Below are 23,037 nucleotides of genomic sequence, written 5' to 3'. Positions count from 1 at the left end.
CAGCACGCCGCGGGGACCGCCTTGAACAAGCTGACGAACAGCCTGCGTGCTGATCAGGAAAAAGGCCTGGTGACTAAGGGAAGTCCCGCACTAAGTCCTGAAGCCTCCACTGTGGACTCATCCGAAGAACCTCGGAAGGTCACCGTCACTGACTGCGGCGATTCGACCAACGCACTGAAGTACCGCAAGGACAACGGTCAACTCGCCGATGACGTGCCGGGCGGCAAGCGACGCATCACGGCCACCGTCGAGAAGCAGTCGGACGGTACGTGGAAGGTGACTGACTTCGGTGTTCGTGACCTGGGGACGTGTTAGTGATGCGCCGCACCGCAGCTCTGGCCGTGCTCACCGCAGCAGGCCTGTGCGCAGGAACGGTGCCTGCTCTGGCCGATGACATCTTCGGCGGTACCAGCTGCAGCCAGGCGCCGTCCGCAGAATGCAACGTGTCAGCAGGAACTCGCCCGCCGGGCCAGGTAACTAGCCAAGGACACCACAACACCGGCAGCAATGACGAGGCCGGCGAGGACGCCTTCGCGTGCCGTCATGTGCCAGTCGACGGTCAACCGCCTGAAGGCCAGCAGAAGGAATCTGGCGGGTGGTTCATGGTCCTGTGCTCGCCGGACGGCAAGGACCTCGACTCCCACGGCCCGATCTGGATCTCAGCAGGAGCACAGCGACCCGCTCCGCCCTCCCCGGAGCAGGTCGCGCAGATCGCCCGAAAGCGACTGCAGATGCCTCGTCCGGCCATCTCCGCAAGTCCAGGCGGAACTCAACTGGTGAACCTGCCGACATGGTTGTGGCTGGCCAACGGATGGGCACCTGTCTCTGCCACTGCGTCCGTGCCCGGCGTGTCCGTGACCGCTGTGGCTAAGCCCGTCTCGGTGACGTGGTCCATGGGTGACGGCGGCTCGGTCACCTGCAGCACCTCAGGCACCCCGTACACCGCAGATCATGATCCCAAAGGCCTGTCGCCCGATTGTGGCTACACCTACAGGAAGTCTTCGGCAGGGCAGCCTGCGGAAGCGTTCTCCGTCACAGCAACGGTGAACTGGACCGTGACCTGGTCCGGTGCCGGTCAGACGGGGGAGTTCCCGAACATGACGACCTCGGCCGCGACGACTCTGCGAGTGGCTGAAAGCCAAGGAATCACAACCGGCTGACCTGAGGCGCGCGTCCGACGGCGGCCGTCGACAACACATACCCGATTAGCAAGGCACGCCTGACACCTAAGTCGACGTGTCGCGATGGCGTCATGCCTGAAAGAGGTGAGTGATGACAACAACTGCGGCTTCCAGCGGCGCAGGTACGACGACGCGGAACGAGGCGTCGTTGAGTGGATGGGGAGGTCAGGCCGGTAAAGCTCCGTCGCGTCTGGCTGGCGGTGCTCGACGCCGTAGCGTTCCGCACCTGTTGCTCGGTGTCGTGCTGGTTCTCGCGTGCGCGGCGGGCGGGGTAGTCGCCGGCATGAATGTGGGGGACCGCGAGAGTGCGCTCGCGCTGGCTCGTCCAGTAGCAGTGGGTCAGGTCCTGTCCATACAGGACCTCCAACATGTCGACATGCCGCATGACAGCGGAATGGACCTCGTGCTCGCGGCGGCAACACCTGAAGTTGTGGGCCAGCCAGTTGCCTTCAGCTTGCCCGCCGGTTCCCTGCTCACGCGCTCCGTCCTTGGTGCGCCACTAATTCCAGTTGCAGGTAAAGCCGTTGCTGCTGTAGGGCTCAAACCAGGGCAGTTCCCTCCTGACCTGTCACCGGGGACGACGGTCACAGTGCTGACCACGCCAGGACAGAGCGTGGCTCCTGGATCGCCTGCGCAAGGTGCACAGACGTCGTCGTGGAACGCCGTAGTAGCTGGCGTTACTTCGCGCGAGGCGGAGCAGACGGCGGTGGTGTCACTGCATCTGTCCGAATCGGACGCTCGTGCGCTGGCCGCGGCTCCGGCGGGTCAGCTGAGCTTGATCGCGATTTCTGGAGGGGTGCGCTGATGCTTATCGCTGTTTGCTCCGTGAAGGGGTCGCCCGGTGTGACCACGTTGGCAGTGGCGCTTGGTGCTTGGTGGCCAGGTCCGCAGAGTCCGATCGTTGTCGAAGTTGACCCGGCTGGAGGTGATCTCATGGCGCGCTTCCGATTGAGCGACACACCAGGCCTTGTCAGTCTTGCGGCTGCGGCTCGCAGCCGTGGCGGTGACGATCCCAGTCTGGTAGCCCAGCACACCCAGATCCTGCCTGGTGGTCTCCAGGTAGTGGTTGGCCCGGTCGGTGCCGAACAAACTCGGGCTGCACTCGGGGTACTGGCTCTTGGCCCTGCTGCACCGTTGCGCCGAGCTGCGGATCAACCTGGTGTCACGATCATCGCCGACTGCGGCCGGGTAGATCCCGACTCGCCGGCACTTGCGATCATCCGTGCCGCGGACACGATGCTGCTCGTTGCCCGTCCTCGTGACGACGAGCTCGCCCACGTTGCGCTCAAACTGCAGGCGGCCCAGCAATGGTCACGCCGCCCGTGCTTCGTCCTGATGGGAGATGGCTACTCGACTGCAGAGGTCTCTGAGAACCTTCGGGTTCCCGTGATGGGCCGTGTACCGATCGATGACAAGGGTGCTGCTGCACTGCGTGGCCAGGCTCTGAGCCGACGAAAGCCCGATAAGTCATCGCTAAGCCGTGCCGCCGCCTCGATCGCGCGCGACGTCTATGCGACCTCTCAGCGTCCGTCCGCTACCACCACGCATTCACCGCAACTGCGGCTAGCAAGGCCCAGGGAACAGACGACGAGCGCAGTCGTGCATCCGCTTACGCCGAGCGCTGGCAACGGAGTGATGGCGCCATGAACCGCGCAGGCTTCGGAGATCCACGCCCGCCCACACCGGTGAACGGAACCGATCCTCACCTGCATGCCGCGCAGCACATGCCTGGCCCCGCGCACATTCCTACCCGTCCAATCGACGAGACCGCCGCTATCGAACGGCTGCGCCGGTATCTGCGGCAAGAGCTGTCTTCCCAGCTGAGTCAGCGCATTCGCGCCGATGAGTCTGCCGGTCGACCGCCTATGGACGGTCCCGGCCGCCAACATCTCGCTCAAGCCATCCTGACCGACGCTGCTGAGGCACACGCGCAGGCTGAGCTACGCAACTCTGCCAGCGGCGGGATGCTGGTGACACCCGATGCTGAGCGGAAGTTGATCCGTCAGGTTCTCGATGAGATCTTCGGATTGGCTGGTCTTGAACCGCTGCTGGCCGACACCGAGATCGAGAACATCAACATCAACGGTGATCGTGTCTTCGTCAAGTGTGCTGACGGCCGCCGCCACCGCTTGCCACCGGTCGTCGGTTCCGACACGGAGCTGGTCGAACTCATCCGCGACTTGGCTGCGCGCAGCGGTGTGGAGGAGCGGCGCTTTGACCGGGGCAGCCCGATCGTCAACTTCCAGCTTCCTGGTGGAGAGCGAGTATCGGCTGTCATGGCCGTCACCGCTCGGCCGTCGGTGAGCATCCGCCGCCACCGGTTCACCACGGTCACCCTCGCTGAGCTTCGAGGTAACGGCACCCTCGACCTCGCATTGGAGAGCTTTCTAGCGGCTCTGGTACGAGCTAAGCGCAACATCTTGGTCACCGGCGGCACCGCCATCGGGAAGACCACCTTGCTACGTGGTCTCGCATCGTCCATCCCCTCGTGGGAACGGCTGATCACTATCGAGGACGTGTTCGAACTCGGGCTCAACGAAGACGTCGATGCGCACCCTGACGTTGTTGCCCTACAGGCGCGTGAACCGAACATCGAGGGCCAAGGCGCCATCTCGCTGTCAGACCTCGTGTGGCAGTCCCTGCGGATGTCGCCAGACCGGGTCATCGTCGGCGAAGTCCGCGGTCCGGAAGTCATCCCGCTGACCAACGCGATGTCCATGGGCAACGACGGCAGCATGGGCACCTTGCACTCGTCCAGCAGCCAGGGAGCCTTCACGAAGCTCGCCGCGTACGCGGTTCAAGGCCCTGAGCGACTACCGATGGAGGCAACCAACCTTCTGGTAGCCGCGGCACTGCACTTCGTAGTGCACATCGACAAGCCGCGTGAGGACTCAAGCAAACGCGTCGTCTCCTCCATCCGCGAAGTCGTCGGCGCCGAGGGCGCCCAGATCATCAGCAACGAGGTCTGGCGACCAGGCCCGGACCTACGCGCAGTCCCAGGCGCTCCACTGCGCACCGACACCGTGGATCTGCTCGTCGAATCCGGCTACGACCCGGACCTGTTCGAACGCCGCGACGGGTGGTGGACACCGTGACAGCGACCGCAGCTCTGTTCGGCTTGCTGGGTGTTGGCATAGCCACGGGTCTCTTGCTGATCGTGGCAGGGCTAAAGGGTCGCGCCAGCGGCCTGGCCTCCTCGTCGCGGCTGAGCACATGGCTAGCCCTGCGCCCCGACCGCAAGCAGGTCGGCTGGCTGGTCATCGCCGCCCTTGCCGGGGTGGCTATCGGTGCGATTACCGGTTGGGTGGTCGGGGCCATCCTGACCGCGCTAGCGGTCGTCTGCCTGCCGCGGATCCTCGGCTCGAACATCGATCACAAACAGCACCTCGAGCGCATCGAAGCCATCGCCGCGTGGACTGAAATGCTGCGAGACACACTCGTGGCTGCGGCCGGGCTGGAACAGGCCATTCTTGCTTCAGCTCCTGCCTGTCCGGTCGCCATCCGTGACGAGATCGTCGAGCTGGCCGTTCGAGTAGAGCGTGGAGAACGTCTGGCTCCCTCGCTGCGCCGACTCGCTGACCAGCTCCACGATCCGACAGCTGATCTGGTGATCTCCGCGCTCGTCCTGGCCGCAGAACATCAGGCTCGCCAGCTGGCTGACCTGCTCGGCGAACTCGCGAGCGAAGCTCGCGAGCAGGCTTCCATGCGGATGCGGGTAGAAGCTGGCCGCGCCCGCACACGAACCAGCGTCCGGGTCATCGTGAGCACCACGCTGGCCTTCGCTATGGGCCTGGTGCTTCTCAACCGCGGGTATCTCGCGCCCTACGACTCCGTCTTCGGCCAAGTCATGCTGCTGGCCGTCGGCGCGCTGTTCGGGTCCGCATTTGTCTGGCTGGCAAGGATCGCACGCTTGCGCGAACCCGAAAGGTTCCTAACCGAACTCGAATCGATCCGGCGACACGACACCGAGACAGACGTCGACAACCTGCTCACAAGCAAGGGGGCGCCGTCATGATCGGCACGTTGTTGTGGGGAGCTGGCCTAGGAGTTGGACTGTGGGCCCTTGCTGTCTATGCGTTCCCGCCACGTCCCCCTCTGCGGACGCTGATCGACCGCTTGCACGCGACGCCTGCACCGCAGCCGATCCTCGCCACGGCCCCGGAAGGGTGGGTGCTCCGCCTGGGCGGCCCGTTCGTCAAACCACTCGCCTCGCTCGGGTTGCCGAGCGCCAGGTTGCGAAGCGACCTTGCAGTCACAGGCAAGAGCATTGAGCGCCATCTAGCCGACAAGGCCACGCTGGCGCTCACTGGGCTCGTGCTGCCGGTCCTGATGAACCTCGTGCTGATTGTGGCCGACATTGCCCCCGGCTGGGCACTGACCACGGTCACCAGCTTCCTTGTAGCCCTCGGCGGATTCCTCCTGCCGGACATCAGCGTCCGGCAGGAGGCTGCACGACGCCGATCGCTCTTCCGACACGCACTGTCTTCCTACCTCAACCTCATCAGGGTCCTGCTGGCCGGCGGAGCAGGAGTCGACGGAGCCCTTTCCGACGCCGTCAGCATCGGCAAGGGCTGGGCGTTCCAGCAGCTCCGACGCGCACTCGTCACCGCCAAGCTCACGCGCACTACGCCGTGGTCCGCGCTTAGCCAGCTAGGAACCGAACTCGATGTGCGCCAACTGACCGAGCTCGCTGCCTCCGTCAGCCTCGCAGGTACTGAAGGCGCCCGCGTGCGCGCCAGCCTTGTGGCTAAGGCCGCTGCACTGCGCACACGCGAACTCACCGACGCTGAGGGAGAAGCACAAGCAGCTACCGAGCGGATGAGCTTGCCGGTAGTGATGCTCTTTGCTGGATTCTTGATCTTCGTGGGGTTTCCGGCGCTCGCGAGCGTGCTGGGAGCGATGTGAGCACACCTGGCCAGTCCTAGAACGCCTAAGCAGAAGGGAAAACAGATGTTCACAGATGTTCAGATACTTCTGGTGCGCTTGCGCGCCGAGGTGGAGCGCTTGCACAACGACGAGCGCGGCTACGCCACCGAGACGATCGTGGTCACCGCCCTGCTGGTCGCGCTCGCGCTCGCCGCAGTGGCCGTACTTGTGGCGAAGGCCATCCAGAAAGCCAACAGCATCACCTTGTAGGCCGGTGAATTCGAGATGTTCTGTTACCCCAATCGACGCCACGCACCTAGCACGCGTGATCATCCACATCAGACTCGGTTGCCAGCTCTGCTGCGTCGGATACGGTCCGATGATCGGGGCGCAGGCACAGTGGAGCTCGTCATCGCGACGCCGCTGCTCCTGCTACTGATCTTGCTGATTGCCCAGTTCGCGCTCTACATGCACGCAACCCACATCGCCCAAGCCGCCGCAGCCCAGGCGCTGTCGGCCGTGCGAGTGTCTGGCGGCACCTCTGCAGGCGTCGCGGAAGGGGAACGAGTCCTCGCGCAACTGGGGAGTGGGCCCCTGCAGGGAACCTCGGTAAGCGTCCAGCGAGGACCGAGCCAAGCATCAGCGCTGATCACTGGAAGCGTGATCAACGTGCTTCCCTTCACGAACCTGGCGGTGCGCGCCGAAGCCGTTGGGCCGGTCGAGAAGTTCACACCGCCGACCAGCACAAGGACGGCGGCATCATGACAGCCCGCCGACATCACCTCCTCGCACGGCACACGCGTGATGGGGTGCGCTCGCTGCTCCAGGACGAACGAGGCTCCGCCGCGGCAGAGCTCACTCTGCTGACCCCATTGCTGATCGGGCTCTTGCTGCTCGTCGTGTTCTGCGGACGACTGGCTGACACGAAGCTACGGATCAACGACGCCGCGCACCAAGCCGCCCGGTCAGCCACACTGGCCAGAACGCCGCAGCAAGCCGTCACCAATGCACAAGCCACCGCCAATGCAGCCCTGGCCTCCGCAGGGATCACATGCCAGTCCATGTCGGTATCGACTAGTACGCAAGGCCTTCGACCAGGCTCAACGCTAACGGTCACCATCTCGTGCACCATCGGCCTGCAAGACCTGACCTTGCTCGGAGTGCCTGGCAGCCGAACATTCGAATCCAGCTTCTCCTCGCCGGTTGATGCCTGGCGCGGTACCTCCACCTCCTCCCGATCCGGTGGTGCCGAATGAACGTCGTCACCCACCTCCGACGCAGCGCGCAGAAGCTGCGAACAGACGAAGACGGGCGAGTAACTGCCTTCGTCGTCATCATCGCCCTTGCCGCGTTGTTGTTCGCCGGCCTCGTGCTCGATGGAGGCCTCGCCTTGGCCGCGAAGGTCCGCGCGATAGGCGAAGCACAGGAAGCTGCGAGAGCTGGTGCACAGGAAATCGACCTGGCTGCCTACCGCGTCAATGGCACTCTGCGCTTGGTTCCGCAAAGAGCCAATGCCGCGGCTCATGACTACCTTGCTGCTGCAGGCCACAGCGGCAGCGTTTCGCTTGCTGGCAACACGGTCACCGTGACTGTCAGGGTCACTCATCCCACCCAACTGCTCGGCCTGGCCGGCATCGGCTCGATCACCGTGACAGGAACTGGTACGGCCCAACCACAACGTGGCATCTCAGTAGTACTTCCATGACAGCGCAACGCATAACTCAACCGGAGGAGGCAAAGATGACGTCCCTCGACGAGATCGAACGTCGCGTTGAGGAGGCTGACGCCGCCCGCAGCAGAAGGCGATCGGCCGCCGCGAGGTGCATCAGCGAACTCGCGGCCTTGCGGTCGGACGCAGCCGCGAAACTCGCTGACATCGAACGCGAACTCGGAGACGTGCTCGCCGAATCCAGTGACGTGATAAGCGTCGAAGAGCTCGCGGAGTTCACCGAACTGCCGACCACGGATCTTCAGCTATGGCTCAACAGCCGCAAGACGTTCCGCACCAGGCGAAAGCGAGTGGCCCCGGTCACGGAGAGGGGTGATGCGAGCCGAACATCCTCAACAACGGCAAAAGCACCCTCGGCCGGCACGCCAGGTCAGCAGCAGCCCGGCGTCGCGATGCCTCGTACATCGGCGGAGATGCCCGTGCGCGCCCCTGCGCCGGTGACATGAACCAGACACCTCAACCACCCTCCACTGGCTCAGACGGCGAGCGCTGAGCCACTGCCTTGCCGCTCAAAGGAATCGAGCACGCCGTGACCGCACACGCAGACCTACCCCGTCGAAAGCCGGTAGAACAGCACAAGGGCCATCCTGTCCGATCGGTAGTCTCGTCCGCGGTGCGACTTGTGCGTGGGCTGTTCGCACTCACCGTCCTGCTCGCACTGACCGCTGGTCTTCCATGGGCCTTGGCACACTTCGTGGGATGGCCTCTGCCGAGTCATGTGCCGGACTGGGAGGAGATCGAGGCGACGCTCCTTAGCCCTATGAGTGCCCACTTCCTGCTCAACACCTTGGCAGTGCTGTCCTGGATCGCCTGGTTCTTTTTTGCCCTCGACGTCGTCCGCTGCGGTGTCGATGCAGTGCGAGGGGTCGCCTGGACACAGATCCGGCCGCCTGGACCACTCCAGGCCGTTGTCACGGCACTAATCGGTAGCGTTGTGCTGACCCTGCTCGGCAGTAGAACCTCATACGCTGCAACAGCTAGCAGCGCAGCTGTGCTGACGGATAACCCCGCTCCTGTTGCTGTCGTGGCGTCACTGAACCCAGGACCGACGACGTCCACGCCCTCACAGCCAATCGCTATCGCACACGCTGCGGAGACGTTGGTCATCGATCGATCAGCTCCTTCACCGCCAGGTACCGTCCGCGTCATCGAGGAAGTTCGTCCTCCTCAACACGGGATCTACGACAGCTTGTGGCGCCTCGCCGAACGCATCTATGGCCCAGGTGGCGGCACCCGCTGGCCAGAACTCTTCCAACTCAACAGGGGCGTCGATCAACCAGACGGGCACACCCTCACGAACCCCAACCTCGTAAGGCCCGGCTGGAAGATCATCGCCCACGTCACCGCACCTCCTGACGAAAGCGCGCACAGCGAGCCGTCTGCGCAACTTCCACCTCAGGAACCTGAACCCCCGACGAACACTCCACCGACTGCTCAGACCCCGTCGAACTCCGCAACGCCAGAACAGGGCGCCGACCGAGGCAGCGACACAGACGAGCAAACAGGTTCGGAGACTGAGTTCTTGCCTGGCGTATTCGTCAGCATCGGCCTCGCCGCGGCAGTCACTGCGGCCGTGGTGACTGCTCGGATGTGGCAGCGGCGCCGCTATCGCATAGGCAGCCGAAACCGCGCCGACCTCTCACGTCCGATCGCTCCCGTAGTCCGCGCTCTGCGTGCCGCACATGAACACGAGCAAGGAGCCGAACAGCCGACCCAAGACCCTGTGCTCCTCGATCTCGCACATACCCCCAGGCCCAGTCACGTTGCCGATGTGCCTGCGTCCGAACGGCGAGACGTCTCGGTGCCGACGACGATCGGCATGAGGGCAGGACGTGACCTTGCCCTGAACCTTGCCAGCACCCAGGGCCTCGGCCTGGCGGGCATCGGCGCCACCGCAGCTGCTCGTGCGCTTCTGCTGCATCTGCTGACCGAACGGCAGTCAGGTGGTAAGACCTGTGTTCTCGCACCTCGTCAAGACCTGTGCCTCATCCTCGAGAGCGAGGACCTGGAGAACCTGCCAGCCACGATTCGCGTCGTTGCCTCGCTCGATGCTGCCCTCGGCGAGATGGAAGCAGCGTTGCTCACCCGGACCCGCCATGTCGTCGAAGCAGCTGAACCCCAGAAGACCGCGGCGCCGCTTGTCCTGCTCGCAAGCGCCACGCAGCATGCAGATCGTCGCCTGCAAGCTGTCCTCGACAATGGCTCTGCCCTCGGCCTAGCAGGCGTGCTTCTCGGCCAGTGGCGTCCAGGCGCCACCGTGCTGGTCCGTCACGACGGCACTATCAGCGCGACCAGCCCCGGCACCGGCAGCACTCTCGCTGGCACACGCCTGTACCACCTACCCGCCACCGACACCGCCGAGCTGCTTGCCGTGCTCCACTCCGCCGGGAGCCCGCCCAGCGCGGCCGCGAGCAAGCGCTCCGACTCAGACGGACCCCACCAGGCGTCCCTAGCTAGTGGCCATCAGAACGACGTCACGTCTGCTGGCCAACGTTCAGCCGGCGAGCCGACCCGACTCGAATCGGCGAGCCGGAACACACCGGAAGCACCTTCGCTGGCCGAACCAGCCCTAAGCCCACAACTCTCCGAATCCCGCCTCAACGACGTTGATGTGACCTCGGCGGACGTTGACGGCACTGATGCGCGGCTTCAGATGGCTGCGGGGGTAGAGCACCTCGACGACCGGCACTCGCAGCCGCATCAGCCACCGGCGTACTGCGACGAAGTATTTACGGAGCCCATGTTGCAGGTGCGCGTGATGGGACGTGTCCTGCTTCATCTGAGCGATAGCGCAGGGCACCGCGAAGTCAACGGCGCTCTCACAGCGAAGCAGCGAGAGCTACTCGTCTACCTCGCACTTCATCCCCAAGGCGTTCGCCGCGAGGTACTCAACGAGGCCGTGTGGCCCGACAGCCAACCTCCGCGGCCGTACAACTCGTTCCACAACACGCTGTCGATGCTGCGCCGCTCGCTAAGCGACGCCACCGACGGTCTCATCAGCAACGCCATCCTCAACGACGACGGCCGGTACCACCTCGACGAGACGCTCGTGAGCGTTGACTACTGGCAGCTTCACCGCACCCTGCAGAAGACTCGGCCTGACGAAGCCTCCGCTCAGAGGCGCCTTTACGACGCGGTTGAGCTCTACAGCGGTGATCTTGCGGAGGACCTGCTCGTAACGTGGATCGAACCGCTCCGTGAGGCGACACGGCGAGACGTTCTGGACGCGCTCAGCACCCTGATCCGCGCACATGGAGATTCCGATCAGGAAATGACGCTGTCATTGCTGGAACGCACCCGAAAGCTCGACCCGTACAACGAGGGCGTCTACCAGGACATCATCCGCACCCAGGCCCGGCTCGGCGAGTACGCCGCCATCCCACGGACTCTCGCGCTCCTGGCCACCACACTCGACGAGATCGACCAACAACCCTGCTTCGACACCCTCAACCTCGCTGACTTCGTCCAGCGTCGCAGCGGTGCGCAAGGCCGCCTGCCGGGCAACGCTGCGGCCAGCTAGCCGACCTCGACGAGGTCGGCACGTCACCACCTGGACGCAGAACCGCGGTCGTAGCTGGCTGCCATGTTGATCACCGTCGTAATCGCCAGTGTCAAGGCTGCCTCGTCTGGGTCCCCGTGGAGCTGGCCTGGTTCGTAGTTGCTCAGATCGCGATCGCCGAACACCTTGCGACACTCGCTCAGAGTCATGCGGTCAGTCGTGCACCGCCTCACCACGTAGATCGGCGCGTTCAACGCGGCAAATCGCGCGTACCCCACGGTTGCGAATTCGCCGATCTGGACACCGTGATCCGTGACCAGGTGATGATCGATCGCGCGCCAGGTGATCGGTGTCGCTGCTTCTGCTGCTTGTTCAGTCAGGACGATCGCGGTGTAGATGTCGCCGATCAACGCGTGAATGTCAGTCACCGTTCGCCCTCTCCGCCACCAACTAACCGTGTGCTCCCCAGGCGCAAGTCGACGCCTCCTGGTGCGTCAGACCGCAACGCCTAGCTGCGGACGCCCGACGTTACCGTTGCTGGCTCGGGAGAAGGCACGACGTCCCAATCACGCCTCTCCCGAGACGGCGTTGCCTGGCTAGCGGTCGGCCGCTACCAAGCCGCGCGGTGAATGCCTTGGTCCGAGAGCGTTCACGGACTCAACCTGAGGCCCTGCAGTGGCTTTCGAACGCTGCGTCCCGTGCTGACGAAGTCTCCCGACCGACCGCAACTGTGCGGCGCTGCGGTATCGCGTCGAGATCGAGGGGCGTCTGGCCTGTGTGGACTTGACGGCGTGCGACGCCTACTGATCATTGATCTGGCGCCGTATGGTCGAGCGCGCATGTGATCCGGTGCGAGGGGTGGTGCAGGGGTGTGCATCTTGCGGGGCATCGACGGACCGATCACCTTCGCGGACAACAGGAACGCTCCCGAACTGCGGTGCTGTCTGAGCAATCAGTTCATCGTGGAGGGTGACCCCAGCGTGTTGTACGGGCGCGGCAACTATCGGAACACAAGGGAGGCCGAGGCGGTACGCCCTGGGTGGCGGCACGCGGACGAGCTTGCGGTCGACGAGCTCAGGGCTCAAGACGTTCACACGGAGAACGTGCGGCGGATCGCAGCACTGTGGCGAAGTGGGCACAACAGAGAACGAGCCCAAGGGGTGGCGTGGCCGTACGACGGTTCCTCGGTGATCGTCAACGCGGTCCTGTGGTTTCACCGGGAGAAGGCCGCGGAAGCCGTCCGCCAGGAGGAGTACGACCGGGCACGGGAAGCAGCTCGCAAGTGGCAGGCGGAGCGAGAACTTGGCATTCGGCGCTCCTCCCGTCTTCGCTGAACGTCCTGTTACGTGAGCATGCTGTTTGGGACATACTGACGGCAAATGTGCCGCAGTTTTGCCGCCGTTGGCACGCCGACGAACTCTTTGCGCGTAAGTGTTCTGCTGGGACGGGTCGACTCGTCGTTGGGCATGCAGGATCACCCGGCCTCAGCCATGATCGTGTCGTGTAGCAGAGTTCATCGGGCAGGTACGGTGGCAGGAGACGAACGTGTACGTGTCGCCGGAAATCGTTGCTGGATCTGCGGCTTGACCTCGGTTAGTGGGGAAAACTGCCAGGTCGTCGCCACAAGGTTCGCCGCTTTGCAGGCGTCATGATGGTCTTGTCTTCGGTTCACTCCCTCGGTCGGACTCTGCTGAGTGACGCTGTGACCGGAGCTACTTCTGGCCAGAAGTGCACATTTGGCCTCCGGACGAGCAGGGACGCGAAGGCTGAGAGTGTTTTGGCGAGATTCCAGGCCACGGTCCCGTGTAGATGCCTGTTATAGCGGAAGCTCTCAAAGTCACAGAACCCCCTGATCAGCCGGTCGCGAAGGCGCCGCGCCTGTTCGTGTTCCCGTCGACCTTCCTATGTACTGTCCCGTCTAGCTTCCCGCTAGGCAGGAAACCCCAGTGGTGGTCAAAGCCGCTGCTCAGTGCCTGTGAGGAGGCTTCCTGTGTGACACCTCACTCGCCTGACCGCAGGAAGTGGAACAGTCGGGCTGCTGGGTCCCTTGATGCCCGCGGGCCGCCTTGTTGTATAGACTTCCTTTGCTCCATTTTGATTGTGATGTCCAGCTACTCTGTGCATCGCATTCTGCTTCTTGAGCTATTTCTGTTTTGTGTCATTGTTGGCTATATGATGGTCGCGCTGAGCTTTGCGGAATTGAACTCCTGCACTTGGAAAGGATGTCCCGTGATGGCGCTAAAGAATCTTGAAAATGACCCACCGAATCCATTGCTCACCGATTGGTTTGGTGCTATCGTTTATGTATAGCGAGACGGGTTCGCACCCCGCGTGTCTCGCAACCACACAAACCGAATAGATTCCAGGAGTGGTCATCATGGCTGATGTCATGGTCACCGCGTGGAGCAACGGCGACGGATGGCTCAGCGTTGACACCGCTGAGTGGATCGCCGAGCGCGCGGAACACTGCGAGAAGCTCACGGACGACCTTCGTGAGTGGATGGAGAACCGGGATTTCAAGCACCCCACGACGGACGTACTCGTCCTTTGGGTGAAGGACAGGACCGGCGAGGACCCTGTTGGCCTCTATGGCGATGGGCTGTTCTGGGCTCACAACACGTGCAACATCGAGAACATCCTCTCCGATGATCTTGGCTTCGTCGTGTTCTCGGCCGGCGGCGAGCTGGGCGACCTGATGGTCACGATGAGCGGTGACGGTGGCCTCTACAGCCAGCCTGAGGTGTATCGCGACACCACCACCGACACGGTGTACTGGGGCGACTATGCGCACGCGTTCGGTCGCTGCGTGAACGATCACGAGTGGGAGACCTACGACGGCCACCGCTTGCAGCGGTATGACGGCGGCCTCTCCGACGCATCGCCGACGATCAGCGGTCAGGCGCGAGTGCCGTTCGGTGATCACCAGCGCGCCTACGTCGCGTGCCCGGAGTGCCGCAAGTCGCTCCGCTTCACTGCCTGAGCTGCCGACCCTCCTCCGCACTTTCGAACTTCCCTCACTGCGAGGTTTGCCATGTCCGCCATGCTCTCTGTCGATAGTGATCACCTGCGGTTCGTTGAAGACGACTCTGTGACCGTCTCCCTCGAATTCCCTTGGGAGAACGGACCGGACCGCCACTGCACACGTTGTGGTGAAGACCTTGTAGAGACATCGAACGGCTACGAAGACGACTCCGGGAGTTCCGTGTGTGACGAGGACTCCGGCGAGGCTCTGCCGCATGAGGCGGGGCAGGTCCCGTTGTCGTGGGTGAACTCCGCGACGATCGATGCGGACGAGGCCGAGGACTCGGTCACCGTGTCGATCAGCGTCGGGGACCCGCGCGGCGCCTTCACCTTCACGCTGCGCCGCGTTCCCGACGATGCGGTCGGCGACCTTGGTGGTCGCCTGGTGCTGCACGTGCCGTATCCCGGTGAGCCGTGCCCGCATCGGCAGTTGACCGCCTTGCATCCGGGCGCGTTCGTCGTCGGATGACCTGGGGCGGCGAGCGGTGGCCCGTGCTGCCGCTCGCTCGCCGGCGGCGCCTGGCCGCCAACAACGCGGCGCGCACGCGGGAGTTCGAACGGGGCTACGCTGATCCTGCCCTCCTGATGAAGGCGGGTTTGTGTGGTAGCCGGCGGGGGTGCGACACCTCCACCGTGAGGTGCCCCGTCGGCCCGCACCCCGGTGTTCTCCGGCGTGCCGCTCCTTAGATGAGCAACTCGATCTAACGGCCATCAATGGCCGCGGAGCGCCCTCATGTGTTCACAAAAGCAGCCTCGCCGACCTGTGCCCGACGATCCGCACCAGCACGCGATGAAGATCGCGGAGGCCGTCGATGAGACCTGGCATCGCGAACACGGCTCAGGAAACCTCGAATTGCCCGTCTCGGTCATCGGTGCGCTTGCCTTCATGGCTCCACCGGAGCCGGACCATGCGCGGACCGTTGACCAGCTGGTATCGCTTACCGCTGATGAGTTCGCGGACTTCAGCTGCGTGCAGTGGAGGATCTTCATTCGCGCGCGTCCTGATCTTGTGAACCGCGCGTGGCCCCTGATCTCGATGTGGCTCGGGGAGCGTCGCCTCGCCGAGGGAGATGTCTCGGCGGCGAAGTGTGTTGCGGACGCTGCGCTACGAGCGGGTCAGCTGCAGCTGACCGGCACGGAGCGACGCCGAGAGACGGACTTGTTCGGCGTCCTGCTCGAGGTGCTCCGCTCACGGAGCGCGAAGAGCGCTCGGGGGCAGTTCTACACACCGCAGTGCGTCGCAGACGTGATGGCGCGCTTGGTCGGCGTGCCGGGCGAGGGGGAGCGCGTACTTGAGCCGACTGCGGGAACTGGCGGTCTCTTCCGCGCAGCGGCCGAAGCGATGCGGGAGCTAGGTCGTGATCCATCCACAGTGGAGTGGTGGGCGGTGGACGTGGATGAGCTCGCGATCGCCTGCCTGACAGTCAACGCGGTCTTGTGGGGCCTAGGAAACAAGGTCGTGCTCGGCGTTGGCAATGGACTGACCGATGAGTGGATTCCCCGCGCGCTCGGCGAACGCAGGGAAACTCTCGGACTCGCGGCCACGGTCCATTCCGTTACCCGCCTTGAACTTCTGCTCCGGAACGCCCATCAGCACGCGGACGACTGACACAGCCGCAGAACGAGCCCACCGCCGAGCTGCGCCCGTAGTTGATCCACAACAACCGTTCGCATGGTCGCGCACCTCCAGTGTTTCGCGTGACCCCGGTAAAGCTGAGGTGACCACCAATGCCTGCAGACAACCCGACAACCGCGACGCCCAGCGAGATTGACGCCGAACTCGCCCGCCTGCACGCCGAGCGAGCCAAGGCCGAGGCGACCGTCGAAACTCTGACGAAACGCCACACGAGGTGGTTGCGGGAAAGTGCAGCTGATCTCGCGACAGCGCTGGAACCTCGGATCGAGCAAGCTCGCCAGCGTGCCTCCGACTGCGAGGCGGCGATGCAGCCACTCGACGAGGAGTTCGACCACCGGGGCGGATGGACACGCGCCTGGCTCGTCCTGAACACCGGTGGCCACGTCCACCGCTCGATGCTGTGCCGGACCTGCTTCGAGAGCACGAAGTTTGCTTGGCTGACCCAGCTCTCTGGCCACGACGAAGCCGAGGTCGTCGACCTCGCAGGCAAGGCCGCGTGCACAGAGTGCTACCCGAGTGCCCCGGTCGAGGTCCGAAACCGTCCCAGCAGGATCAAGACCCCGGAACAGCTCGCGCGAGACGAGCAAAAAGCCGAACGGGCGAAAGCGAAGGCGGCAAAGGCGATCACGGCGCCTGGCGGGCTTCCGCTGCGCACCACGCACAGCGGGGTGATCACGACCGAGTTCAGCGCGAGGCGCGAGTACTGCGAGCTGCTGAGCTATGCCCGGTACCTGGCCAAGCGGAACGTGGCGCACAACCGCGAGGCCATCGCGGAACACCACGAGGACGCGAGTCTCATCCTGACGGCTCTCGCGGCGAAGCACGACCGCACCGAGGATGACCTGCGTGAGGAGCTGGCGCCTAAGGTCGAGGCCAGGTGGAAGCGCGAGCACAGCAACTGGGGATGAGTTGTACCAAGGGATCAAAGTGTCATAGGAAGCCGCTGGTCTTGTGGAACCTGACCAGCGGCTTTCGTAGACCGTAGTGCCCACGTCAGATGCCTATGGCGAGCGCGAGCCAGCACACCAGCCTGAATTGTCAGGGATCACCGCTACGGTGCGGGACATGCGTAAGTGGCTAATCCATGCTGGCCGGCTGACCACGTCGAGTTTGTTCCCCCGCCCTCAGCTGAGTACCTGACGGCTCAGATCTGGCCAGGTTCAGGGATGCTGCGCCTGACGCGTGAAGAGCGGGTCTTCAAGCCGTTCAGTGATCTTAAGTCGTTGTGTGAAGGCGACGAGGTTGCCCTGTTTCGCCATGGTCGTGGTGGCGGTGTCATCGCTTACGGCTACGTAACGATCGACCACTCAGGAGGTGAGCCACTCTGGATGAGGTCATATGTCAGCATCAAATTCACCGACCTCTTCTTCGATCGTCCAATTTCGCAGGCCCGGTTGCGGGCGTTTCCTGCGCGGCGCACGGAATCACCTTGGCTTGGCCTGAGGAGGTTGAACGAGTTCTCGAAGCAGTAGTCGGGCCCTAGTCGCAGCTGGGCCTTGTCTGGACTCGGGCGAGCGGGGCGCTAGGCAGCGTCGGCCGCCGCCAAAGTACCCTCGCGCACATCCTGAAATACCGCTTTAGGGCGAGTATGGAACGAGGGCATTCAAGCGTCGTGCGCGGCGCACGAGATATGACGTACTCCCGAGGAGGCCTCCTCCCTGCTCTGTCCTTGTCAGTCTGTGGACGAAGTCTGTCATTCTCCCGTCGCTCCAGTCCTCCTTCCAGCCGCCGCTCGGAACAGGCGTTGTCCACGTTGCGATGTCACCACGGCTTTCGAGCACTGGACCCTGAACCACATGTGGAATGTCCTTGCTGCGGTCCACGGTGTTCGCCAGGGCATCACCTACGACGTACGGGTAGCCAGCTGCTGCATCTCGAAAAAGCTGCTCTGGAGTCTCAACGAACGGCGCGTAGGAGAGTCTTCCTGTAAAAGTAAAGCCAAGGGTGTATTGAGTCCCGTCTACAGTGAGCTGGGCACATATCACTCGTATGTCGCCGTTGGGTCGGCGCTCGTCCAGCCATACGCGTGCTGCTTTCTCGTCAGAGGGTTCTTCTGGGTGAAGACGATCTCTCACGCCGGGTTGGCTCATCAGAGGAAACCCGGTCCACTCGCCCCGCTGGTCTCGGTGAGGGATATCGGGGGCGACGTCTGAGAAGAAATTCAAAGCATCGAGCATCGTATCGGTGACGTTCGTGCCCAGTAGTCGTGTCTCGTAATCCGATTTGAGTCGTTGTGTACCCTGACGAAGTCGGTCATGCACTATGGCAGGAATCTCATCCCAGAACGTATAGATTCGCATACCGAGAGGGCCCCCGATAAGCGCGTGATCGTCCCTGGGGCGAATCACATGGGGCAGGTGCTGAGCAACGTTTCGAACATACTTCACGCCTAGGATGACGCTCGTGTTGGGGTGGATACCTGAGCTCGTGATGCTGCGGTACGTCTCAGAGTCACCCACGCTGTTTGTCAGCAGATCGTTGACTGTTTGAATGGCGGATAGGAAGCTGCGTACGGGAGTGCCGAGCTCGTCGATGCTGTCATTTCGGGCGGTCCGCCCGTAGTAGTCAGCGGCGGCCATCTGAGCGTCGCGCATGGACGCTTGGAGCGCGAGGAGTTCGTGGGACGCAATGGTCACATTTGTGGAAAGGGTCACAAGAGAAGCCTAAACCGGAGCTGTAGTTGGCCGCGATGCCGCTAGGTAGTCGTCGCCGCTCCAGCGGTAGGGGCTGACCTGCACGGGTTGGCCGAAGGTCGGAGCGTGAACCATCTTCCCGGCCCCGAGATACAGGCCGACGTGGTGGACGTCGCTGGGTGTGCCGTAGAAGACCAGGTCTCCCGGCATGAGCGGCTGGCCAGCAGGCACTAGCGGACCGGCTTCGTACTCCGGCTGCGTGGTTCGAGGGATGACAGCGCCTGCGGCCTTGTAGGCCGCCGTGACGAGACCTGAGCAGTCCCAACCGGTCTCGCCGTTGCCGCCCCAGACGTAGGGCTCGCCGAGTTGGTCGCAGGCGAACGCGATTGCCTTGGCTACAACGGGGTTGGGCGCCTGGATGTTGTTGCAGTCGCCGGTGCCGGTCATGGCGTCGCCGTACTTCTTCGCCTGGGCGAGTACGTCGTTGACATACCAGTCCGCGTGGTTGTAGGCCCAGATCGCCTTGCGGATGTCCCTCTGGGCGCCGGAATCGCACAGGTAGTGAGCTGCCGCGTAGATGGCGTCATGCTTGTTCCAGGGGGACGGCGGCTTCCGGCCGCCGGGCGGAAGCGGATGGCGCACGACGACGCCGTCGAACGTGGGCTGGAGGAACTGCATCGGCCCTCGTGCGCCCGCGTAGTTCTCGGTGCCGTTCGCGACGCCAGCCAGTGGGCTGCGGCCGTGATCGCTCTCGATCTTGCCGATGGCGGCGAGGATCGACCAGTCCAGACCGGGACAGGCCGGCGCTGCTGCCTGGTAGAGCGCGAGGTAGTCGCCGGGGATGTCAGCGAGCGCTTCCGTGCTCGGCTGGGTGCTGCTGTTGCCGAAGAGCCCTTTGACGATCACTTGCGCGATGCCGCCGATGACCAGGGATAGAACGATCACGGCGGTGATGGCGCCGATGGCGATCTTCACGCGCCACCTCCGAAGGGGCTGGTTGGTCGTGGCGGCGGAACCGGCTCCGGCGGTGCGAGGGCTGTGCTTGGCTCTCCGGAGGTGGCCGCGTTCGAGACTTGGGCTGCCGGAAGGGCGGCCTGCGGCCAGAGTCCGGCGAGTTCGGCGAGCCGCAGTCGACCTGGCCATCGCGGACTTGACGTGGTGACAGGCAACCACTTCGAGCCTGCCGGGTTGTGGCCCTCCGCGGCGCTGGTGGCGACGGGTACTAGCAGCGGGTCATCGAGCTGCGCCAGCCTGGTGGAGAGCGCGCTGCGGGCGTTGGCTTCGCGGCGTTCGGTGGGCAGCCACAGGAGTACCGGGGTGCTGATTCCTGTTGCGGTTGCGAGCTTCTCGTAGCCGTGGAGCTTGCTGCTGAGGGTGCCGAGGTCTTCCGTGCCGAAGTCGAACTCAAGGAAGAACTCGATCTCGTGGTCGTCCTCACGCCACCGTCCGTACGCGTCTGGGCGGACCATGTCGCCGAACAGGCGCATGCAGCGCAGTTCGGACCACCAGGCGGTGAGCTGTCCGTCTGAGCCGGGCCGTTGGCTGAGCGCGATCAGGCTGGTGAAGAAGCCGTTGGTCCCGACGGTGTGGGCGAGGCGCAGGGAGTGGGCGATTCCCATGGCGTCTTCGTGGCGGTAGCCGATCTTCCTCGGGTCAAGGCCGTCCTCGTAGGCGAGAGCCATCGCGCCGGCGTGGTCGAGCACGTAATGCATCGGCGCCGTGCCTTTGCTCACGAACGGCTGGAAGCGGTCGACGACTCGCCACTTGAACAGGTTGAGCAGCCGGTGGTTGGCCGCGCGCTTGCCCGGGAAGCAGAGTTCGACGATCTGGTGCACGGTGAGGACCTTGTGTTCGTAGAGCATCCTGGCCAGCCAGCGGTCTCGTTCTGTGAGCCGCCCGGAGAGCTGGGTGTGGTGTTCGGCCGTGGTGGCCGTTCGCGGCGTTGGGCGTTGCGGCATGTGCCCTCGCAGCGCCCTCTGGGGAGTGGGATTCGAGATCATGGGGGTGCACCTCCCAAGTGCGGAGAGGTCAAGCCGCGCGGCGCGGATCCACAATGGATGGTTGTGGCGCGGTAGCGGTGGCGGGTGTTGGACGGCGGCGGGTGTTCACCTTGGCCGCCATGCGAATGACCTTGGCGCGTCCCGGTATGGCGGGTGGGAGCTTCTCGGTCACTGCGGTGAACGCCGGCACCTCTTCGCCACCCACCACGAGGCGGACCGCGATGTGGAACACGCCGAGGTGCGATAGGTCGTGCTCGGACAGCCACGGCGACATATGCCTTGCCATACGCTTCGCGTCTTCCGGAGATACGTTGAAGACGTACTTCGTCCGCGCGTTCGCACTGATGCCCTCGGAGAGTTCCTTGGGCAGTTGACCTTCGTACTGATGGGCCAGCGTTGCTGACAGACCGTGAGAGCGGGCTTCGGCGAGGATGTCCTCGGGTGGGTACGGCAGGTTGAGGAAGTTGTGGCATTCGTCGACGTAGAGGCCGCAATCGCGCCGTTTCCGTTTGGGGATCGAGGCCCTACGTGTGGTGGCCTGCCAAGTGCTGGCGACGATGATGGAGCCGACCAGCTGCGCGGTTTCCATGCCCAGTGAGCCGCGTGGGATCCGGACGAGGCAGATCCCGCCGTTGTTGATCACGTCTTCCATACTCACGGTGGACTCGCCGTCGGCGATTGCCGCGCGGACGAAGGGCCGGAGCAGGAAGCCGCGCACCTTGTTCATAAGCGGAGCGATCACCTGCGCGCGGTTGGCCTCGGACAGATCCTCGTACCAGGACCAGAAGCCCTTGAGGACGTCATCGGTGATGTGCTCGCGTGCTCGCTGCCGGAACGCTTGCACGGTCAGCAGTTTCGGCAGATCTGCGAGCGAGGGCGTGCCGGGCATCGAGGTGAGCGTCAGCAGGCTGGCACGCAGGATGTCCTCGGTACGTGGCCCCCAGGAGGAGGCATAGATCCTTGAGAAGATGCTGACCAGGTTGTCGACCGCACGCACGTTGTCTTTGTCGTCCAAAGGATTGAGGACCGGCGGGCGCGCCTTCGAGTCGGCGTCGAAAAGCACGACCTTCTCGCCGAGCTCCTCCGGTAGACGCATGAGTATGTCGGAGACCAGGTCTCCCTTCGGGTCGATCACCACGACTCCGCGGCCGGCTTCGGCGTCGGCGAGGATCATCCTGGCCATGAGCTCGGACTTGCCAGAGCCCGTGGCGCCCAGGATGTGAACGTGATGCCGTGCATCCGCCACGTACAGCCCGACTGGCCGAGCGTGACCCGAGTCCGAGAGCCCGATCGGTTTGATGTGCTCGCCGACGCCGGGAACTCCAGGTGGAGGCGGCACGGCTTTGGCTCCGGCCCTTCGCAGGCCGGGCGTGGCTTCGTCGATCGGCAGGTGTGCGATCGCGCCCAGCTCTCGGATCGAGAGCAGGTCGCCCCGGCCCAGTCGGCGGTCCGCCAGCGCGGCAACGGGCTTGCGGAGACGGATCCGGCGGTAGTAGTTGTGCTCGGAGTAGGCGGCGAACGCCGACGCGATCGCGTGCCCGCGGCCACGCAGAACCTCCTGCGCAGCCCGGAGTTCGCCGGCGGTGGAGCCCGTGGGAACGGTGCTGGTCACCGCGTACCTGATGCGGGTCTCGAACTGGTTCGCGCGCAGCTTCTCCACCACCGCTCGGTCTTGAGCCGCGTGCTCCAGGCTGCTCTGCCGGTCTACGCCTGGGAGGTGGGGCCTCGTTGACCGCTGCGGCATCGTGCCAGGTGTGACCAGGTCGAGCAGTCTGCCGATCAGGTGCGGCGATCCGCCCATACCTTCGCGCCGAGCCGCCCGCCGTGCCTTGGTGACGCGATGACCGGCGACCGGGCGGGCGAGGAGCTGGACGCAGGCTCGCTCGTGTGGACCGAGCCCGACTGGCGCGCCGAGCAGGGCTCGGATCGGATCGACAGGGTGCTCGGTGCGGATCGGCAGCGCTTCCGATCGTGCGAGCCGCAGCTCGCCGCCGACGGCCTCGACCTTCCGGTTTTCTGCCTGGGCAGCGATCGGTGGCCTGGCGGGCGTTGTCCGGGTGTGGGCTCCGGGCCAGGCGGCCTCGATCGCGCGCTCGACCATACCGGGAGGTACCAGGCCTGGTACCCAGAACTGGACGTCGACGCCGTCGGCGGTGAACGTGAGTTCGAAGGTCAGGTGGGGTTGGCCGGCGAAGCGGCGCAACCATCCCGGCCGGAGCAGGCCGACCAGGTTGGACCACAGGGTGAGTGCGCCGGACGGGTCGACCGTGGGCGGCGCGAGCACGGTGATCACGCGGGCGTCGCTCATCAGCCGCTGGTGGTACCGGTGGCGCCAGCGGAGTCGCGCGATGATCACCGCGGTGGCCGCGGCTGCAGCCGCCGGACCAACGATCGGGCCCCACACCACGGCGAGGTCGCGCAGGTGCATGAGCACGCCGTGGAATGCTCCGAGTGGGTTGCGCAGGTACTCGC

General features: G+C 64.4%; 23 protein-coding genes. 17 read left to right on the top strand and 6 right to left on the bottom strand.

Annotation, left to right across the window (positions count from 1 at the left end; translation table 11 throughout):
• The first annotated feature begins 21 nt into the window (after positions 1–21).
• Both ACIRG5_RS38825 and ACIRG5_RS38820 read left to right on the top strand, forming a co-directional pair.
• Entirely contained in the window at positions 22–315 is a 294-nt protein-coding gene (locus ACIRG5_RS38825) for a hypothetical protein (RefSeq protein ID WP_402914534.1), read from the top strand.
• Positions 316–317: 2 nt separating this feature from the next.
• Positions 318–1,160, top strand: a complete 843-nt coding sequence (locus ACIRG5_RS38820; protein ID WP_402914532.1) for a hypothetical protein — start codon at positions 318–320, stop codon at positions 1,158–1,160.
• Between the two features lie 786 nt (positions 1,161–1,946).
• On the opposite strand, the gene ACIRG5_RS38815 is transcribed toward ACIRG5_RS38820, so the two are convergent.
• Positions 1,947–2,459: a hypothetical protein gene (locus ACIRG5_RS38815; protein ID WP_402914529.1), complete on the bottom strand. Its 513-nt coding sequence runs from the start codon at positions 2,457–2,459 to the stop codon at positions 1,947–1,949.
• Between the two features lie 365 nt (positions 2,460–2,824).
• Between ACIRG5_RS38815 and ACIRG5_RS38810 the strand changes: the two genes are divergently transcribed.
• The 9 genes from ACIRG5_RS38810 (at position 2,825) to ACIRG5_RS38770 (ending at position 11,296) form a co-directional block, all read left to right on the top strand.
• On the top strand, positions 2,825–4,276 hold the full coding sequence (locus tag ACIRG5_RS38810) for a CpaF family protein (protein ID WP_402914526.1): 1,452 nt from the start codon (positions 2,825–2,827) through the stop codon (positions 4,274–4,276).
• Positions 4,273–5,196, top strand: coding sequence for a type II secretion system F family protein (locus ACIRG5_RS38805; protein WP_402914523.1), 924 nt, complete (start codon positions 4,273–4,275; stop codon positions 5,194–5,196). Before ACIRG5_RS38810 ends, ACIRG5_RS38805 begins: the two co-directional genes overlap by 4 nt.
• Entirely contained in the window at positions 5,193–6,086 is an 894-nt protein-coding gene (locus tag ACIRG5_RS38800) for a type II secretion system F family protein (protein WP_402914520.1), read from the top strand. The genes ACIRG5_RS38805 and ACIRG5_RS38800 overlap by 4 nt, the downstream gene beginning before the upstream one ends.
• 45 nt (positions 6,087–6,131) lie before the next feature.
• Positions 6,132–6,317 carry a hypothetical protein gene (locus ACIRG5_RS38795; protein WP_402914517.1) on the top strand — a complete coding sequence of 62 codons (186 nt, stop codon included), beginning with the start codon at positions 6,132–6,134 and terminating at the stop codon, positions 6,315–6,317.
• 129 nt (positions 6,318–6,446) lie between these two features.
• The gene (locus ACIRG5_RS38790; RefSeq protein ID WP_402914514.1) at positions 6,447–6,812 is read left to right on the top strand and encodes a TadE/TadG family type IV pilus assembly protein; all 366 of its coding nucleotides are present in this window, start codon (positions 6,447–6,449) and stop codon (positions 6,810–6,812) included.
• Positions 6,813–6,856: 44 nt separating this feature from the next.
• On the top strand, positions 6,857–7,303 hold the full coding sequence (locus tag ACIRG5_RS38785) for a TadE/TadG family type IV pilus assembly protein (RefSeq protein WP_402914511.1): 447 nt from the start codon (positions 6,857–6,859) through the stop codon (positions 7,301–7,303).
• Entirely contained in the window at positions 7,300–7,752 is a 453-nt protein-coding gene (locus ACIRG5_RS38780; protein ID WP_402914508.1) for a pilus assembly protein TadG-related protein, read from the top strand. The genes ACIRG5_RS38785 and ACIRG5_RS38780 overlap by 4 nt, the downstream gene beginning before the upstream one ends.
• A 35-nt stretch (positions 7,753–7,787) precedes the next feature.
• Entirely contained in the window at positions 7,788–8,222 is a 435-nt protein-coding gene (locus ACIRG5_RS38775; RefSeq protein ID WP_402914505.1) for a hypothetical protein, read from the top strand.
• A gap of 1,355 nt (positions 8,223–9,577) precedes the next feature.
• The gene (locus ACIRG5_RS38770; RefSeq protein ID WP_402914502.1) at positions 9,578–11,296 is read left to right on the top strand and encodes a BTAD domain-containing putative transcriptional regulator; all 1,719 of its coding nucleotides are present in this window, start codon (positions 9,578–9,580) and stop codon (positions 11,294–11,296) included.
• Positions 11,297–11,319: 23 nt separating this feature from the next.
• Here the strand turns inward: ACIRG5_RS38770 and ACIRG5_RS38765 are convergent, their stop codons facing one another.
• Entirely contained in the window at positions 11,320–11,703 is a 384-nt protein-coding gene (locus ACIRG5_RS38765; RefSeq protein ID WP_402914499.1) for a hypothetical protein, read from the bottom strand.
• A 441-nt stretch (positions 11,704–12,144) separates the two neighbouring features.
• On the opposite strand from ACIRG5_RS38765, the gene ACIRG5_RS38760 reads away from it, so the two are divergent.
• The 6 genes from ACIRG5_RS38760 (at position 12,145) to ACIRG5_RS38735 (ending at position 17,404) form a co-directional block, all read left to right on the top strand.
• Positions 12,145–12,609, top strand: coding sequence for a hypothetical protein (locus ACIRG5_RS38760; RefSeq protein ID WP_402914497.1), 465 nt, complete (start codon positions 12,145–12,147; stop codon positions 12,607–12,609).
• 1,043 nt (positions 12,610–13,652) lie between these two features.
• A complete protein-coding gene (locus tag ACIRG5_RS38755) occupies positions 13,653–14,255 on the top strand; it encodes a hypothetical protein (RefSeq protein ID WP_402914494.1) in 603 nt (200 codons plus the stop codon).
• A 51-nt stretch (positions 14,256–14,306) separates the two neighbouring features.
• Positions 14,307–14,765 carry a hypothetical protein gene (locus tag ACIRG5_RS38750; RefSeq protein WP_402914491.1) on the top strand — a complete coding sequence of 153 codons (459 nt, stop codon included), beginning with the start codon at positions 14,307–14,309 and terminating at the stop codon, positions 14,763–14,765.
• A gap of 321 nt (positions 14,766–15,086) precedes the next feature.
• Positions 15,087–15,905 carry an N-6 DNA methylase gene (locus ACIRG5_RS38745; protein ID WP_402914488.1) on the top strand — a complete coding sequence of 273 codons (819 nt, stop codon included), beginning with the start codon at positions 15,087–15,089 and terminating at the stop codon, positions 15,903–15,905.
• A gap of 119 nt (positions 15,906–16,024) precedes the next feature.
• Positions 16,025–16,840 carry a hypothetical protein gene (locus ACIRG5_RS38740; RefSeq protein ID WP_402914485.1) on the top strand — a complete coding sequence of 272 codons (816 nt, stop codon included), beginning with the start codon at positions 16,025–16,027 and terminating at the stop codon, positions 16,838–16,840.
• Positions 16,841–17,098: 258 nt separating this feature from the next.
• Complete coding sequence (locus ACIRG5_RS38735) at positions 17,099–17,404, top strand: hypothetical protein (protein ID WP_402914482.1); 306 nt, start codon at positions 17,099–17,101, stop codon at positions 17,402–17,404.
• Positions 17,405–17,509: 105 nt separating this feature from the next.
• Here the strand turns inward: ACIRG5_RS38735 and ACIRG5_RS38730 are convergent, their stop codons facing one another.
• From ACIRG5_RS38730 to ACIRG5_RS38715, 4 genes are read right to left on the bottom strand one after another with little or no spacing between them, the layout of a single operon-like run.
• Positions 17,510–18,586, bottom strand: coding sequence for a hypothetical protein (locus tag ACIRG5_RS38730; RefSeq protein ID WP_402914480.1), 1,077 nt, complete (start codon positions 18,584–18,586; stop codon positions 17,510–17,512).
• A 9-nt stretch (positions 18,587–18,595) separates the two neighbouring features.
• Positions 18,596–19,540 carry an NlpC/P60 family protein gene (locus tag ACIRG5_RS38725; protein ID WP_402914477.1) on the bottom strand — a complete coding sequence of 315 codons (945 nt, stop codon included), beginning with the start codon at positions 19,538–19,540 and terminating at the stop codon, positions 18,596–18,598.
• Complete coding sequence (locus ACIRG5_RS38720) at positions 19,537–20,565, bottom strand: replication-relaxation family protein (RefSeq protein ID WP_402914475.1); 1,029 nt, start codon at positions 20,563–20,565, stop codon at positions 19,537–19,539. Before ACIRG5_RS38720 ends, ACIRG5_RS38725 begins: the two co-directional genes overlap by 4 nt.
• A 28-nt stretch (positions 20,566–20,593) precedes the next feature.
• Positions 20,594–22,993 carry a type IV secretory system conjugative DNA transfer family protein gene (locus ACIRG5_RS38715; RefSeq protein WP_402914588.1) on the bottom strand — a complete coding sequence of 800 codons (2,400 nt, stop codon included), beginning with the start codon at positions 22,991–22,993 and terminating at the stop codon, positions 20,594–20,596.
• Positions 22,994–23,037 lie beyond the last annotated feature (44 nt).

The organism is Lentzea sp. NPDC102401 (assembly GCF_044765805.1).
In the GTDB taxonomy this organism is placed as follows: domain Bacteria; phylum Actinomycetota; class Actinomycetes; order Mycobacteriales; family Pseudonocardiaceae; genus Lentzea; species Lentzea sokolovensis.
This window is presented reverse-complemented; position numbering and strand designations above follow the sequence as displayed.

Excerpts from the sequence above, each read along its gene's own strand:
- ACIRG5_RS38775 (WP_402914505.1), top strand. The coding sequence starts at position 7,788 with ATGACGTCCCTCGACGAGATCGAACGTCGCGTTGAGGAGGCTGACGCC.
- ACIRG5_RS38810 (WP_402914526.1), top strand. The coding sequence starts at position 2,825 with ATGAACCGCGCAGGCTTCGGAGATCCACGCCCGCCCACACCGGTGAAC.
- ACIRG5_RS38735 (WP_402914482.1), top strand. The coding sequence starts at position 17,099 with ATGCTGCGCCTGACGCGTGAAGAGCGGGTCTTCAAGCCGTTCAGTGAT.
- ACIRG5_RS38740 (WP_402914485.1), top strand. The coding sequence starts at position 16,025 with ATGCCTGCAGACAACCCGACAACCGCGACGCCCAGCGAGATTGACGCC.
- ACIRG5_RS38780 (WP_402914508.1), top strand. The coding sequence starts at position 7,300 with ATGAACGTCGTCACCCACCTCCGACGCAGCGCGCAGAAGCTGCGAACA.
- ACIRG5_RS38750 (WP_402914491.1), top strand. The coding sequence starts at position 14,307 with ATGTCCGCCATGCTCTCTGTCGATAGTGATCACCTGCGGTTCGTTGAA.
- ACIRG5_RS38745 (WP_402914488.1), top strand. The coding sequence starts at position 15,087 with ATGAAGATCGCGGAGGCCGTCGATGAGACCTGGCATCGCGAACACGGC.
- ACIRG5_RS38715 (WP_402914588.1), bottom strand. The coding sequence starts at position 22,993 with ATGCACCTGCGCGACCTCGCCGTGGTGTGGGGCCCGATCGTTGGTCCG.
- ACIRG5_RS38800 (WP_402914520.1), top strand. The coding sequence starts at position 5,193 with ATGATCGGCACGTTGTTGTGGGGAGCTGGCCTAGGAGTTGGACTGTGG.
- ACIRG5_RS38820 (WP_402914532.1), top strand. The coding sequence starts at position 318 with ATGCGCCGCACCGCAGCTCTGGCCGTGCTCACCGCAGCAGGCCTGTGC.
- ACIRG5_RS38720 (WP_402914475.1), bottom strand. The coding sequence starts at position 20,565 with ATGATCTCGAATCCCACTCCCCAGAGGGCGCTGCGAGGGCACATGCCG.
- ACIRG5_RS38755 (WP_402914494.1), top strand. The coding sequence starts at position 13,653 with ATGGCTGATGTCATGGTCACCGCGTGGAGCAACGGCGACGGATGGCTC.
- ACIRG5_RS38795 (WP_402914517.1), top strand. The coding sequence starts at position 6,132 with ATGTTCACAGATGTTCAGATACTTCTGGTGCGCTTGCGCGCCGAGGTG.